Origin of the sequence: uncultured Campylobacter sp., assembly GCF_938045595.1 — a bacterium.
Classification (GTDB): domain Bacteria; phylum Campylobacterota; class Campylobacteria; order Campylobacterales; family Campylobacteraceae; genus Campylobacter_B.
The window spans coordinates 18,290-32,153 of record NZ_CALIBB010000223.1; the positions used below are offsets into that span (position 1 = coordinate 18,290).

The 13,864-nt window shown below is 49.1% G+C and carries 12 protein-coding genes; all 12 read right to left on the reverse strand.

Features of this window, described 5'->3' with window-relative positions; all coding sequences use genetic code 11:
* Entirely contained in the window at positions 1 to 1,119 is a 1,119-nt protein-coding gene (locus tag Q0340_RS08655; protein WP_298082985.1) for a glycosyltransferase, read from the reverse strand.
* 242 nt (positions 1,120 to 1,361) lie between these two features.
* Positions 1,362 to 2,405 carry a glycosyltransferase gene (locus tag Q0340_RS08660; protein WP_298082986.1) on the reverse strand — a complete coding sequence of 348 codons (1,044 nt, stop codon included), beginning with the start codon at positions 2,403 to 2,405 and terminating at the stop codon, positions 1,362 to 1,364.
* Complete coding sequence (locus Q0340_RS08665) at positions 2,402 to 3,667, reverse strand: glycosyltransferase (protein ID WP_298082987.1); 1,266 nt, start codon at positions 3,665 to 3,667, stop codon at positions 2,402 to 2,404. Before Q0340_RS08665 ends, Q0340_RS08660 begins: the two co-directional genes overlap by 4 nt.
* Complete coding sequence (locus Q0340_RS08670; RefSeq protein WP_298082988.1) at positions 3,667 to 4,746, reverse strand: glycosyltransferase family 4 protein; 1,080 nt, start codon at positions 4,744 to 4,746, stop codon at positions 3,667 to 3,669. Before Q0340_RS08670 ends, Q0340_RS08665 begins: the two co-directional genes overlap by 1 nt.
* Position 4,747: 1 nt before the next feature.
* Positions 4,748 to 5,809 (reverse strand): polysaccharide pyruvyl transferase family protein, encoded by a 1,062-nt coding sequence (locus Q0340_RS08675; RefSeq protein WP_298082989.1) that lies wholly within the window; start codon positions 5,807 to 5,809, stop codon positions 4,748 to 4,750.
* Complete coding sequence (locus Q0340_RS08680) at positions 5,806 to 7,428, reverse strand: Coenzyme F420 hydrogenase/dehydrogenase, beta subunit C-terminal domain (RefSeq protein ID WP_298082990.1); 1,623 nt, start codon at positions 7,426 to 7,428, stop codon at positions 5,806 to 5,808. The genes Q0340_RS08675 and Q0340_RS08680 overlap by 4 nt, the downstream gene beginning before the upstream one ends.
* Positions 7,425 to 8,963 carry an oligosaccharide flippase family protein gene (locus Q0340_RS08685; RefSeq protein ID WP_298082991.1) on the reverse strand — a complete coding sequence of 513 codons (1,539 nt, stop codon included), beginning with the start codon at positions 8,961 to 8,963 and terminating at the stop codon, positions 7,425 to 7,427. Before Q0340_RS08685 ends, Q0340_RS08680 begins: the two co-directional genes overlap by 4 nt.
* Positions 8,964 to 9,044: 81 nt before the next feature.
* Positions 9,045 to 10,034 carry a UDP-glucose 4-epimerase GalE gene (gene galE / locus Q0340_RS08690; protein WP_298082992.1) on the reverse strand — a complete coding sequence of 330 codons (990 nt, stop codon included), beginning with the start codon at positions 10,032 to 10,034 and terminating at the stop codon, positions 9,045 to 9,047.
* 52 nt (positions 10,035 to 10,086) lie between these two features.
* On the reverse strand, positions 10,087 to 10,941 hold the full coding sequence (locus Q0340_RS08695; RefSeq protein WP_298082993.1) for a DNA ligase: 855 nt from the start codon (positions 10,939 to 10,941) through the stop codon (positions 10,087 to 10,089).
* The gene (locus tag Q0340_RS08700) at positions 10,931 to 12,307 is read right to left on the reverse strand and encodes a 3'-5' exonuclease (RefSeq protein WP_298082994.1); all 1,377 of its coding nucleotides are present in this window, start codon (positions 12,305 to 12,307) and stop codon (positions 10,931 to 10,933) included. Before Q0340_RS08700 ends, Q0340_RS08695 begins: the two co-directional genes overlap by 11 nt.
* A gap of 255 nt (positions 12,308 to 12,562) precedes the next feature.
* Entirely contained in the window at positions 12,563 to 12,925 is a 363-nt protein-coding gene (locus Q0340_RS08705) for a hypothetical protein (RefSeq protein ID WP_298082995.1), read from the reverse strand.
* Positions 12,926 to 12,930: 5 nt separating this feature from the next.
* Positions 12,931 to 13,758: an enoyl-ACP reductase FabI gene (gene fabI / locus Q0340_RS08710; RefSeq protein WP_298082996.1), complete on the reverse strand. Its 828-nt coding sequence runs from the start codon at positions 13,756 to 13,758 to the stop codon at positions 12,931 to 12,933.
* Between the last annotated feature and the right edge of the window lie 106 nt (positions 13,759 to 13,864).

Consider the following 13,864-nt stretch of genomic DNA (forward strand, 5'->3'; position numbering starts at 1 on the left):
CTATTTTCCTTCGTCGATTTGTTCTATTTTTGCGATCAGCTCGCTTGCTATCCGTTTTTTATCGAAAAACGAGGCTCTAATTTTAGCCTTTTTCTCATAAAATTTTACATAATTTTCATCATCCAGCGCTTTTTGCATCGCCGCTTGGGTGCTTTCTAGATCGTTTACGCCTACTAGCACGCCCCATTCGCTCTGCCCCATAAGCTCGCGCGCACCGCTTTGATGATCGCTTGAAATCACGAGCTTGCCGCACGCAAGAGCTTCGATGAGCGCGTTTGAAAACCCCTCAAAAAGGCTTACGAAGATAAACGTATAGCATCTAGCCATATATTTATACGGGTTTGCGTCAAAGCCCAAAAGTTTTACGCGACCGCTTAAGCCCAGCTTCTCTATCAGAGCCTCAAGCTCGGCTCGCAGCACGCCGTCGCCTAAGATCAGCAGGTCTTTGTCATTATTTTTTAAATTCGCATACGCGCGGATCAAAAGCGCGTGGTTTTTACCCGCATCGAGCCTGCCGACGCTTAAGAAAAACGGCCGCTCCTGCGCGATAGGCTCGCTCGCTTTACGGCCGATCTCATCAAGATCGATCGCGTTGTATAGCACGCTCATTTTGCACTCGTCAATCCCGAAATTATCCGCCAAATCGCGCAGATTTCCAAGCGAGTTGGGGAAGATAAAATCGGCCTTCGGATAGAGCTTGCGCAGCAGAAGCTTTGAAATTTTGGATTTAAAGCTCGGCTCTTTATACAGCACCGATGGCGTCGAGCATTCGTTAAAAATCATCGCTCCGCCCAATCCGTAAACTCGCGCCAGCGCCGCCACGTAACAAGGGCGGTTCATCCAAACGAAGTGGATGTCGATACCTAGGCGCTCGCATAGCTTTTTGTAGCGCAGCGCCAAAAACGGCAGCTTTGCGAGCTTCAGCAGCCCGTTTTCAAAAGGGGCTGATTTTTCGATGAAATGGATCTGCACGCCGTTTGGAATTTCATAAAAAATCCTCTCGTTCATCAGCACCAGATGCACTTCGTAACGTGCCGTAAGCTCGCCTAAGAGGTTGCTTACGACGCGCTCGGCGCCGCCGCCGCCCATCGAATATATAAAAACGCTTAATCTCTTCATCCCTTTACCTTTTAAATATCGCTGCCGCGCCCTAAATTTAAGCTTTAGTTCCGCTTTTTATGCGAGCATACGCCGCGCAATCTGTTTAAATTTAGCGCGTTTTGCGCTGCCCCAAGCGGCTAAATTTCATCGCGCGATACGGCAAATTTAAACGCGCCGTTTTGCTCGGCGCAAGAGCTTATCTTAGCACACCGAAGTTTAAATTTGTCCCTGCGCGCCGCTAGGGCATCGATAAGCGGCTGCTATTTGCGCGCAAACCGATCGATCAAGCCCTGCCAGAGCTCAACAATGCGCTCTTGCGAAAACTCGTCTAAATCTTCATTTGCATTTTGCACGAGAGCGTCTCGCAGCGCCTCATCGCGCATTAAAATTTCAAGCTTGCTCGCAAGTTCATTCGCATCGCCGCATTTAAACAAAATGCCGCTAAAGCCGTCCTTTATGAGCTCTTTTGCGCCCGCAGTGTCGCTACTAAGCCGTGCGCAGCCGTAAAACGCAGACTCGATCAGCACGTTCGGAAGCCCCTCGCTAAGCGAGCTAAGCACAAAAATTTTGGCTTCTTTATACAGCTCGCTCACGTCCTGTTTATGCCCTAAAAATCGCACTTCAAGCCCGAGCCGCGCCACGAGCTCGCGCAAGCTTTCGCGCAGAGAGCCGTCGCCTGCGATTAAAATTTCCCACTTCGCAAGCAGGCTTTTATCGATCCTGCTTAACGCGTCAAAGTAAATTTCATACCCCTTGACGGTCTCGAGCCTGCCGACGCTTAAGATTACATTTCGCTTAGCGCTTTTAGCGCCATCAATCTCGCCGAAAAAGGGGTTGTGCACGACGAAGCAGTTTTTGACAAATCGCGAATAGTACTCAAAGTCTGAGCGCGTAAGCACCGTAAGCGCGTCCGCTTTTTTGTAGCATAGATCGCGCACGCGGCTAAAAAACCCGCTTGGCAGATAATCGTGCGCGTTGTGCTCGGTCGCGATGAGCGGGATGTCTAGCCCGAAGCTTGCGATCACGCACGCTACGTTCGTCCAGTCCATAAAGCTGATGATGACGCTTGGGCGCTCGCGCTTGAAACACTCGCGTAAAATTCTGTATTTATCAAACCTGCCGCCGTTTTTATAAACATCCAGATGCAAAAATTTTATCTTTTCGCTAAATTTATACCTGCCCTCGTCGTTTTCCAAAATCGCGATCGTAACGTCGTTTGCGTGCGCAAAATGATTCGCCAAAACTTGCAGTACGCGCTCGGCGCCGCCGTTTCTAAGAGCTGCGATGACGAATAAAATTTTCATTTTAACTTCCGATAAATTTTATAAAATAGCCGCAAAAGCGCAGGGCTAGCGTAAAACAAGACCATCATCAGCGTCTGCGTGCGGCTTGCATGCGCCGCGAAAAATCTAAAATCCAGCCGCTCGCGCACCAAAGCGTGCAGTGAGCGGATCTGCTGCGCAGCTTCTGCAGCGCTTAAAGGAGAGCGGGGATCTGCGGTCTTTCTTTGCGACGCGGAATTTTGCTTAGAATTTCGCATATAATTTTGCTTGGCGGAATTTTTACCTGCAGAATTTTTACCGCATGCGCAAGATAAACTATCAGCTCCATGCAAATCTGCCTCGTTTGTCAAACCGCACGTATTAGCCTCGGAAGGAGAAGTCGCATCCCCATCCGAACTTGCAGGATCAAAGCTCGATTTGATAATTAAAAACGCTGTATTCAGCGCGGATTCGCAGCGAGTGAAATTAGCCTCACGCGCCAAGCTTGGATAATTCGCAGCGATCGCCTCAGTATAGCGGCGCACCGCAGCGATGACCGCAAGATGCCTGCGCGCGAATGAGTTTACGGTCGAGCCCGCCCTTACGCGATAAAAATATAAAATTTCATCCGTGCACGCCGCAATAGAAGCGTTAAAAATATCAAAAAATATCGCCACATCCTCATAGATCTGCCCCGCAGGAAAGCGCAAAGCAGCGAAAATTTCGCGAGCAAACAGCGCGCGCCAAACCGCGGTGCTAAAATACGGATCCTGCGTGCAGCTGCGTCTAAAAAGCTCTTGCGGCGATATTTTGTATTCGCCTGCGCAGGTATTTAAATTTGCAGCTCCTCCTGGATCGCTAATCTCTTTAGAATTTTGATTTTCTTTAGAATTTAAAGCCGCCTTGAAATTATTTATTTCGCTCTCGTCGCTAAATGCTGTGTAGCCGCACATAGCGATTTTGGTGCAAAATTTCTGAGTCAGGCGAAAAAGCGTCTCAATCAAATCAAGGCTTATCAAATCGTCGCTATCTACGAAACTGATAAACTCCCCGCGAGCGACATCTAAAGCGGCGTTTCGCGCGCTAGCCTGCCCGCCGTTTGATTTATGCAGCACGCGTACGCGGGGATCGCGCGCGGCGTATTCGTCGCAAATCGCCTCGCTGCCGTCATTTGATCCATCATCTACGAGCAAAATTTCTAAATTCGTATAGGTCTGCGCCGTGATGCACTCCACGCAAGCGCGCAGGAATTCTTTGACATTATAAATGGGGATGATGACCGAGATTAGGGGATTTTCGCTCATTATTCCTCCTTTTGTATCGTAGCGGCTATGAAATCCAGCCAGCGTCGCCCGATCGTTTCAATTTTAAAGCTCTCCTCGCGCTTGGAGGCGTTTTGCACGAGCCGCTCGCGCAGCTTTTCGTCGCTCATTAGAATTTCAAGCTTTTTAGCGATACTTGCGCTATCGCCTACAGGGCACAAAAACCCATCTACGCCGTCGCTTATAAGCTCGCTAGGACCTGCGATGCAATCTGTAGAAATTCTAGCGGTACCAAAAAATATACTCTCCATCAAAATATTGCAAAAGCCCTCCATCTTGGAGGTTACAACTACGATTTTAGCGCGTTCATATAAGCTTTCGATATCGCGCACAAAGCCGATGAACTGCACATTTAAGCGCAGCTTCGCAGCTAGACTCTCAAGGCTCTTTCGCTCCTCTCCGTCGCCTGCGATCACCACCTTCCACTCTTTTAAAAGATTGAAATCTATAAGCGCAAGCGCCTTAAGAAGGACATCAAAGCCCTTATAGACATTGAGCCGGCCGGCTGCTAGGATGATATTTTCTTTAGGCGGGCGGGCCTCTTTAGCATGGCTGATCTCAAACATCGGATTAGGCATAATCACGCGATTTTGCACATATGTGTAATGATCCAGATCGAATTTACTAAGCACGCTAAGAGCTGCAGCTCGCGGATAAAAGATCCGCTTGAGCGCGCGCCAAATCGGACTTTTTAAAAAGCGATGATTGGTGTGTTCGGAGACGATGATTTTCTGCCCAACTCCAAGATTTGCGATAAGCGTAAGGACATTGGTATTATCTAAAAACGAGATTACTACGTCAAATTTACGACTTTTTAGAAGCCTGTGCAAGGCTAAAATTTTATCGTAGCGCTTTTTTATATTGCCAAATACTCCTAAATCGCCTACTCCTAAATCCAAGCTAATAAGCCCGATCTTAGGATCTAGCGCGTAAAACGGCTCATCTGCGTCAAATTTTATCACACAGACTTCATTCTCGCGGCAGAAAAAATTTGCCAGCACGCTTAGCACGCGCTCGGCACCGCCCTTGCCTAAAGCAGAAATTACCATAGCTATTTTCATTTTATGAGCCTAAACTTGTTTTTAAAAATTTCATCGAGTCCTCTCTTTTACGGCGCAACGCCTCATTTACGCCATCCCAATCGATAGTCGCGTCCAAGCGCGCGTCTTTGGGATCTTGCAAAGCCCTATCTTCAAGCCCGAATAAGCCCAAAAGCGAGCTAAAGCGCGACGCACCGCGACTAGCATTGACGAGCACAAAAAACGTCTTATTAAAGATTATGGAAAATACGCAGCCGTGAAATGAGTCGGTTAGCACGAATTCTGCATCCGCAATAGCGCTTAGCCACGCTTTTATGCCGATGCGGTTGCCGCGGTCATTTACCTCATCTATCTCTAGTCCGCTTTGCTTCTTTAGTAGCTCTATCGCCGCTTCTGAGCGAGGCGATGGATCTAGGATATAGGCAAAGCCCTTATGCTTGGGCGCATGGCTTAAAAATTTATCGTAAATCTCTTTGTTAGCCAAAAGCGTAGGATCTAGCACCCAACGCGCATCTACGCCAAAGCATTCGCGCGCAAGCTTTACGCCGTCGCATTCGCGCACCGAAATAGCTTTAAATTTAGCCAAATTTGCAGCGTGGATTTTTAAATCCGCGGGGTTTTTAAGCCCACAAAGCCTATCTCCGCCGAAGCTTGCAGCATAGGCGATCCGCGTGCAGTTAGGCGGCAAAAATCCAAGGCTAAAGCAATCTGCAAAATCCGCAAAATAGCTAGGACGAAAAACCTGATCGCTTCCTAAAATCACCGCTTCAAAGCGTTCTTTCTTGCACAGCGCCTTTAAATCCGCAGGCGTGCAAACAGGCGCGGTTAAAGGGATATTTTTAGCCACGAACTCGCTAGTATCGCGCTCGTAAGAGGGATTAAATTTCGCGCCGCGAAGCTCCTTTTTAAGCGCGCATACCACTAAAAATTTAAGATACGCAATCGATAGTTTACTTCTTTGCAGGCGCAAGTTTATGAGACGTGGCTCATGCCCTAGCCCCACTAGCACGCGGCTTAGCGCGTAAGCTTGTAAAATTCCGCCGTAATTATTTACTAGCGGCAGGGTAAAAATCCCGATCTTCATGCAAACTTCCTATAAATTTTATATGCCGCGATCTTTGGTAGCGCCAAAAGCGCTAGCACTTTATTTGCCGCGGCGATTTTTTTAAGCCTAGCAGCGATGAAATCATCACAATCAAAATGCGTAGCACTATATCGCTGGATCTGAAGCTTCTGGCGCAATATGTAACGCTTAAGCGGATTTTTCACGCCGTAGAAAATTTCGTTTTTGCACTCCACCTGGCTTTGCTGCGAGCGCTGCACCTCTGCTGCGGATATCCGCTCGCAAAAAATCGCCTCTCGTGCCTGCTTCGTAGGCTGCGAAAATAGCGCGTCGATCTGAGCTGCGCGCGTAATTACGAGCGATGTGCCGCGCCACTCGCTTATTTCGCTTTGCAGCCACGCATCCATCAGCACGACGTCGGCACATTTGGCAAAAACGTCGGTGCAGGCGTTGCACGCAAGAGGCGTAAAAGCGCGCGAGCTCCAGTACGCAAAGGCGCTGCTACTGCGATCATCTATTGCCTCGCTGCCGTCTGCAGCGCGAAATTTAAAGCCAAAGCTCATCGCACTTTTGCCCGCGATTTTATATCTGTAATTAACTGCTGCAAGCTGCTTACGCTCTTTAAACGCAAGATCTGCCAGCTTATGCGTAAAACCAGCACCCTTGCCCTGTCCGCAAACCAGCCCAATAATAAAGCTTATGCGGGATTTAAGGCGCGGATTTTTGCTCGCAGCAAGCCTTAAGGCCTTAGCAAAGCACGGCAGCGCGCTGATCGCGTATCTACCCTCGCGGTGCGACATCTCTTTTAGCACTGCTTCAAGCGTGAGCGGATAGTAAGCGGACGAGCGCGCACGAGTAAGCTCATCAGCATTTTTTATCACGCTAAATTTAAATAGCGGCACGGAATTTTCGCCCGCATAATTTCGCGCATTTTTGGAATTCTCGCAGGCAAAATTCTGCGTTGATACGGAATATTTACAAGAAGCTTTAGAATTTTGCGCGAAATTTTCATTTGTAAAATTCTGCGCGGAATTCTGCGTAAAATTTTCGCCAAAGGAATTTTGCGCACTCGTAAAATTTATAGAATCATCGTCCGCCAAATTCTGCGTTAAATTTGGAATTGCGGAATTCTGTTCGGAATTTTTGGTTGCGGAATTTTGTAAATTCTGAGCCACCACTAAATTTTCGTGGGCGGAAAAATCCCGCTTGGAATTTTGGGCTATAAAATCCCCTTCGTCCGCTGGCACGGCGCAAATCGCGTAATCGATGAGCCCGCGCGCAAAAAGCTCGCGAAAAATATAATCTCCTGCACCGCCGCTTGCACTGCTTAGGCGCTGCGCTTCATCTTTTTTGTAGAATTTATAAGTGGCTAAAAACCTGCCAAAATCTGGGCTAAAGCTTTCCAACTCTGAGTATGATTTAGAATTTAGCTCGTTTTCGAGCATGTCTTTTTCGTAAAACGGGCAGACTTTTAGACAAATATCGCATTTGTCGCGGCACCCTTCGCCCTCCTCGGGCGCGTAAAATCCATTGCCTCCAAGCCGCATTTTTAGCACGCTAAAAGGGCAGCTGCTCGCGCAGACGCCGCAGCCGATACAGCGGTCTTTCGTAACCACTTCGCTAATTACATTGAAGCTCAAGCCCGCCTCCTTATCTTAGCTGCAATGCCACCAAAAATCGCGCGTTCGTAGTCATTCATCGCCCAAAAATACGCGCTTAGCACAAACATAGCCGAATAAAGCCCGCCGCAAATTAGCAAAAAGCTCACTCCATGTAAGCCTAATGCGTAATTTACCACTAGGCTTGCTGCGATTGCAGGAGCAAATTTTACTACCATCGCGCCGATATTTCGCCAAAATTTAGCGATATCAAGTCCGATTACACGAGCATAGTAGATATTCATCACGCAGATATTTAGCAAGGTAATCGCAAAAGCTGTACCGCACGCAGCGCCCACGCCACCGTAAGCCTTAGCTAGCGGGATAGAAATAGCGATATTTACGAGCGTGACGCAAAACGCGGCGATTGAGCGAAATTTGACTTTGTTTTTTGCCTGAAGCACGGCTAAGCCTAAATTTTGAATCAACGGCACGCTTACTGGAAGCACCAAAATAAGCGCGATTGCGTATGAAATTTCATAATTTGCGCCAGCCCAGAGCACGATAAACTCCCGCCCAAAAATCACCAAAAGCGACGCGATAAAAAATATCACGTAAAATTGCAGCCTGCCTATTTTGATAAATTCCGCGCTAAGCTCGGAATCGGTGGAGTTGGCAGAGACCATTTTGGCAATTTTAGGAAGCATCACGCCGCTAATGGTGAGCGAAAGCGTGACGAAAGTGGCATTTATCGTGCTTGCTACGGCATACGTGGAGACCGCCGTAGCGCCTGCTACAGCGCCTAAGATAAAATTATCGACATTCCAGTTTACTTGATCGACTACGATGCCTAAAAATATAAAAAACGAGTAGCCAAAAATTTGCTTAAGCGTGGGGGCGTCGAAATTTCGTACGCTTATCACGGGCGAGACTTTGCTTTTGCAATAGATGAAATCTGCCGCGACGCAGATTAAATTTACCGCCGTAGCGATGATTACGATCGCGATAGCCTTATATCCCAAAAGTAGCGCAGGCACCGCAGCTAGCGGCAGAGCGATCGTACGAAAGATCCCAACTAGCTTAATAAATACGAAATTCTCATGCGCCGTAAGGATCGACGAATAGATGCTAAAAGGAAAACTAATCGCTAAATTTGCAGTTAGTAGCATTAGCATAATGCGAATTTCGCCCATCTCACTAGTACTTAGCTTAGCGCCAAAAATCGCGTGCAGATTGGCTAGCAGCGCAGCTCCTGCAAGCACGATCACCGCGCTCATTACCAAATACACGCTAAAAATCGTGCCGTGCAGCTTATGCATGCGCTCCACTTCGCCACTTGAAGCGTATTTGGCGGTATAGACCGTCACGGCGTTGCCGAAACCCAAATCCAAAATCGCCAAATAGCCAATAACGCTGCTAGCTAAAGAATAAAGCCCAAACTCGCTCTGCCCCAGCGCCCGCAGAAAAAACGGCGTATAAACCAAAGTAAGTATCGTAGAAACAAAGATATTTACATACGATAGCACGACGCCGAGCTTACGCTGCGCGGCTTCGGGGGCGTTTAGAATTTTAAGCAAACAAGGCTTCCTTTTGCTCGCCGCTATTAAACGCGGCGGAGTAAAATTTTAAAATTTCAAATCGCACTTTCACGCTAGAACCTAGAGCTTCTTTTCCCAATTAAGCGCGCTTAGGATGATCTCATCCAGGCTCTCGTGCTCGGGATGCCAAGAGGTTTTGGTGCGAATTTTATCCGCGTTTGAGATGAGGCAGGCAGGATCGCCGGCTCTGCGCGGAGCGATCTGCACTTTAAAATCCACGCCGCTTACTTTTTTAGCTTCGTTAACGACCTCTTTTACGCTAAAGCCCGTGCCATATCCTACGTTAAAGACCGCGCTGTCGTTAGTCTGCAGATAATCAAGCACCGCCAGATGCGCGCTTGCGAGGTCTTCTACGTGGATATAGTCACGTATGCAGGTGCCGTCCTTGGTGTCGTAATCATCGCCGAAAATGCTCATCTTATCGCGCTTGCCAACGATCGTTTGGGTCGCTACCTTAATAAGATGCGTCGCGTTCGGGTAGTTTTGCCCGATCGTGCCGTCGCTTGCGGCTCCTGCGACGTTGAAGTAGCGCAAAATTCCATATTTAAAATTTGGATTTGCCGCTGCCGCGTCTTTTAGTACCCACTCGACCATCAGCTTGCTTCTGCCGTACGGATTGATCGGATTTTGCGGAGTTTCCTCGCTTACTTGCGGGGTGTCCGGCTCGCCGTAGGTCGCCGCAGTGGAGCTAAAGATAAAGTCTTTCACGCCATATTTGTTCGCAAGCGCGATCAAATTCATCGCGTTGGCGGTGTTGTTTAGATAGTATTTTAGCGGATTTTGCGTGCTTTCAAAAACCTCGATAAACGCCGCAAAGTGAATGATCGCGTCGAATTTCTCGCGTTTAAAAAGCTTCTCGATTGCAGGGGTGTTTTCTAGGCTCTCTTGCACGAACTCAAACTCGCCTATCTTGCAAAGTGCCTCGATCGCTCGCATCGAGCCTTTGCAAAGATTATCCAGTATGACGACGTCGTGGCGGTTCGCTTCTAAAAGCGCCTTTGCGACGTGGCTACCGATGTATCCCGCGCCGCCTGTAATTAAAATTTTCATCTATTCTCCTTCGGATCAAATTTATCAAAATACGCGATTATAGCCCCTTAGATTAAATCGCTGGTCGCACGCGCAAAAATACGGGGAAGCGCGGCTTTTTCTCGCGGGTTAGGTTTTGGTATTGATAGGTGATGATCGTGCCTACCTTAGGCGGATTTGCCCGCATTTCGTCGCTAAAGCCCGTGCCTACTTTAAATTTCGCTCCGCTACGTAGATCCACGCAGCTAAGCGAGCCCATCTTGCCCTCGTTTTTGCCGTAGCCCGGGTTGATTTTTACGACCTTGCACTCGCTATCGTGCGTCTTTTTGTATTTTAAAATTTTATCGCTGCGCCCGCTCTCATAAAGCGCGTTTGGATCGCGCAGCACGACGCCTTCGCCGCCAGAGGCGATGACGCGATCAAAATACGCCTGCACGTCTGCGTGCGTGCTTACCGGGGTTTGCTGCACGATGAGCAAATTTTGCGCGCCGCTTGAGGCGATAAAATTTCTTAAAATTTCCATCTTCGCGCTAAGGTTTTTCTGCTCCTTCGGCAGGTCAAACGCGTAAAATTTTACCCTGCTCCAGCGCTCATCGGGCACGCTAGAAGAGACGATCGAGACGAGCTGTTCAAACTCTCCGCGCGCCGTGTATAGTTCGCCGTCCACGAAAAACGGCGGAAAGCCCGCACTCCAGCCCTCAGGGGCGTTTATGATCTTGCCGCGTCTGGAGCGCAGATTACGCCCGTCCCAGATCGCGCGCACGCCGTCTAGCTTCTCGCTAACTACCCAGCCCGTGATATTCATGCCCGGGACATATTCTTTAAGCAGCATCGGTTTAAATTTAGCCTCATCCGCAACCGCGCCGCAGAGCAAAAACACCGCGCCAAAAACCGCGCCTTTTAAAATTTTAAAAATTTCACTTCGCATATGCCGCTAACTCCCTTTCTATAAAGTCGCAAAAAACGGGCGTGTAGCTCATGCCCGCGCACTCTTTTTGCAAAAATTCTCCCATCACCGCGATATAATTCAAATAATCGTCCTTGGTGATCTTGCCGCGCAAAAGCTCGTATTTCAAAAACAGCCAGTAGGTGTTGAGCACATCGGATCTGCAGTACTCGTCGATCTTGGTCTGTTCGCCTGCGTAATACAGCTGCAAGACCTGATCGCCGTGCACGTCGTATTTGCCGGGAAGACCCACGCTAGCGCAGATATGATCGAGCTTGAGCCCGCGAACGGCGCCAAAATCGCTGATGTGATCGAGCAGATCCAGATGAAACCGCCCGTCGTAGCGGCTGCGGTAGTTCTCCCATTTGCTCTTGTTGTTATCGCGATCGTTCGTCTCAAAATACGCCGCGGCGCTTAGATCATAGCACATCGCGCGCGCCATAATCATCGGCAGATCGAACCCGCGCCCGTTGAAACTCACTAGCCGCGGATTAAAATCCTCGATGAAGGCTAGGAATTTTGCGATTTTATCGCGCTCGTTCTCGCCATCAAGCGTCGAGACGCGCAAAAATCTGCCGAATCCGTCCGCCATCACGGCGCTAATGCTAACGACGCGGTGGAAGCAGACGGGCAGGAATTCGCTGCCGGTTTTTTCTTTAAAAATCTCCATCGCCCTAAGCGAGAGCAATTTGTGGTTTAAAATTTTGCTTTTATCCGCATTAAAGATCAATTGCTCGCCGTAAATTTTAAAATTTAGCGCGTTTAACGCGGGATCTTGCGCGGAATTTGAAGCGAGATTTTCGCTCTTTGAGCTTTGGGACGCAGAGCTTTCCGCCGCGGAATTCTGAGGCGCAGGGCTTCGGAACGCGGAATTTTCTACCGCGGAGCTCTGTGCTGCGGAGCTTTGAGGCGCGGTATCATCGTAGGTTAAATTTAGCGACGCGGAATTTTTGGGCGCCGTATTTTGCGGCGCTAAATTTTGCTCTGTGGAATTCGATGCAGAATTTTCGCTCGTAAAATTTCTCTGCGCGAGATTTTCAGCGGAATTTTCACTGGCGAAGCTTTGAGACGCGACGTCTTGCTGCGTAAAGCTTTGCAGTGCGGAATTTTGCTCGGAATTTTCTATTTTAAAATTCTGCTCCGCCAAATTTACAGCAAAATTTAAAGACGCGCTTTGCTTCTCGCCGCCGATCTTTTGCGAGAGCTGCGCGTCAAGAAGCTTTGCGAAGCTTTTTTTATCGAAAGGCTCGAAGCAGCTCGCGATCGCATCCTCATCCAGCACTCGCACCAGCGCCGCTACGTCGAGGATCGTCTCGCAGTCGAATACGCAGATATAATCCTTTTTCATTAAGCTCCTTCCTGGCGGCTTTTACCGCTTTTTTCAAAAACGGCTTTGAAATAATCCTCTATCTCCATGCCGTTTTTATGTACGCGCCTAATAGAGCTCCTCGCTCATCCGAGGTTCTCATCGCCGCTTTCAATCTTAAAATTTTACGCTGCCGTATTTTCGCAGCAAAAAGGGGCGTATGCAGAGGCGCGGCAAATTTCGCTACCGCTCGCCGCGACGCAATTACCGCGCACAAAAGCGTGCCGGTCGTTAAATTTATCCTTCGATCAAGCGCTTGATACCCGGCAAAAGCTCGCCTGACACCTCGCAAATCCTGCTTCGCAGCACGCTAAAATCGCCGCAGTAATCGCCCAGAAGCTGCAAAATATCGTCTCTGATGGCTTGCGAGCGCTCGGTAAGAAGCAGCTCCTGCAAAAGGACGAAAATTTCGCTCTCATGCGCCAGCGTGCAGCCGTAATAGGGATCAAGGTAATAATCTAGACACAACAAAAGCGAGGCTTTCTCGGCCTCGTCATCACCTCGCAAAACGGCGGCGATACCCTCTACGCCGCCCTCCGCTATGGCTTTGTGCCTAGCCTCATAATACACCGTGCGCGTCAAATTTTGCCCTTTTTGCACGCCGCTTATTCGGCCTTAGCCGCATCCCACGCAAGGATCGTCTTGCCCTCGGCGTCGGTAGCCACGTCGCCCATACCCATGATGTTGTAGCCGCAGTCGACGTAGTGCACCTCGCCGGTCACGCCGCTAGCAAGGTCGCTGAGTAGATACATCGCGCTTTTGCCGACGTCTTGCGTCGTGACGTTGCGTTTTAGCGGGCTATTTACCTCGTTGTAGCGTAAAATCATCCTAAAGTCGCCGATTCCGCTTGCGGCAAGCGTTTTGATCGGGCCAGCGCTGATAGCGTTTACGCGGATACCGCGCGCGCCAAGATCGTGAGCGAGATAGCGCACGGAGCTTTCAAGAGCCGCTTTTGCAACGCCCATAACGTTGTAGTGAGGCACGAATTTCGGCCCTCCGAGGTAGGTTAGCGTGAGAACAGAGCCGCCCTCTTTTAGCACCGGTAGCACCGCGCGCGTGAGGCTCAGTAGCGAATACACGCTCGTGCCCATCGCGATGTCAAAGGCTTCTTTTGTGGTGTTTACAAACTCGCCCTCTAGCGCTTCTTTTGGCGCATAGGCCACGGCATGCACGACGAAATCTATCTCGCCAAGGTCTGCTTTGATACGATCCGCAAGACCGTCCAAATGAGCTGGGTTGTTTACATCAAGCTCATAGACGAATTTGCTCCCAAACTCCTTTGCGATCGGCTCTACGCGTTTTTTCAGCGCGTCGTTTAGGTAGGTAAACGCCATCTGCGCACCCTGTTCGTAGCAAGCTTCGGCGATACCGTAAGCGATGGATTTGGCGTTAGCGACGCCGACGATGAGGCCTTTTTTGCCTTTTAAAATCATTATTTCTCCTTTAAAATTTGCTTGGCTTTTAAGCGTCTTTGAATGAGTTTTGATTTTGCTCCCTGCGACAGGCTACATGCCTAGTCTTGGTCGCAAAATCTGCAAC

Bases quoted from the DNA above. Each gene is read 5' to 3' on its own strand.
- Q0340_RS08655 (WP_298082985.1), bottom strand. From the start codon at position 1,119: ATGAAGAGATTAAGCGTTTTTATATATTCGATGGGCGGCGGCGGCGCC.
- Q0340_RS08660 (WP_298082986.1), bottom strand. From the start codon at position 2,405: ATGAAAATTTTATTCGTCATCGCAGCTCTTAGAAACGGCGGCGCCGAG.
- Q0340_RS08665 (WP_298082987.1), bottom strand. From the start codon at position 3,667: ATGAGCGAAAATCCCCTAATCTCGGTCATCATCCCCATTTATAATGTC.
- Q0340_RS08670 (WP_298082988.1), bottom strand. From the start codon at position 4,746: ATGAAAATAGCTATGGTAATTTCTGCTTTAGGCAAGGGCGGTGCCGAG.
- Q0340_RS08675 (WP_298082989.1), bottom strand. From the start codon at position 5,809: ATGAAGATCGGGATTTTTACCCTGCCGCTAGTAAATAATTACGGCGGA.
- galE (WP_298082992.1), bottom strand. From the start codon at position 10,034: ATGAAAATTTTAATTACAGGCGGCGCGGGATACATCGGTAGCCACGTC.
- Q0340_RS08695 (WP_298082993.1), bottom strand. From the start codon at position 10,941: ATGCGAAGTGAAATTTTTAAAATTTTAAAAGGCGCGGTTTTTGGCGCG.
- Q0340_RS08700 (WP_298082994.1), bottom strand. From the start codon at position 12,307: ATGAAAAAGGATTATATCTGCGTATTCGACTGCGAGACGATCCTCGAC.
- fabI (WP_298082996.1), bottom strand. From the start codon at position 13,758: ATGATTTTAAAAGGCAAAAAAGGCCTCATCGTCGGCGTCGCTAACGCC.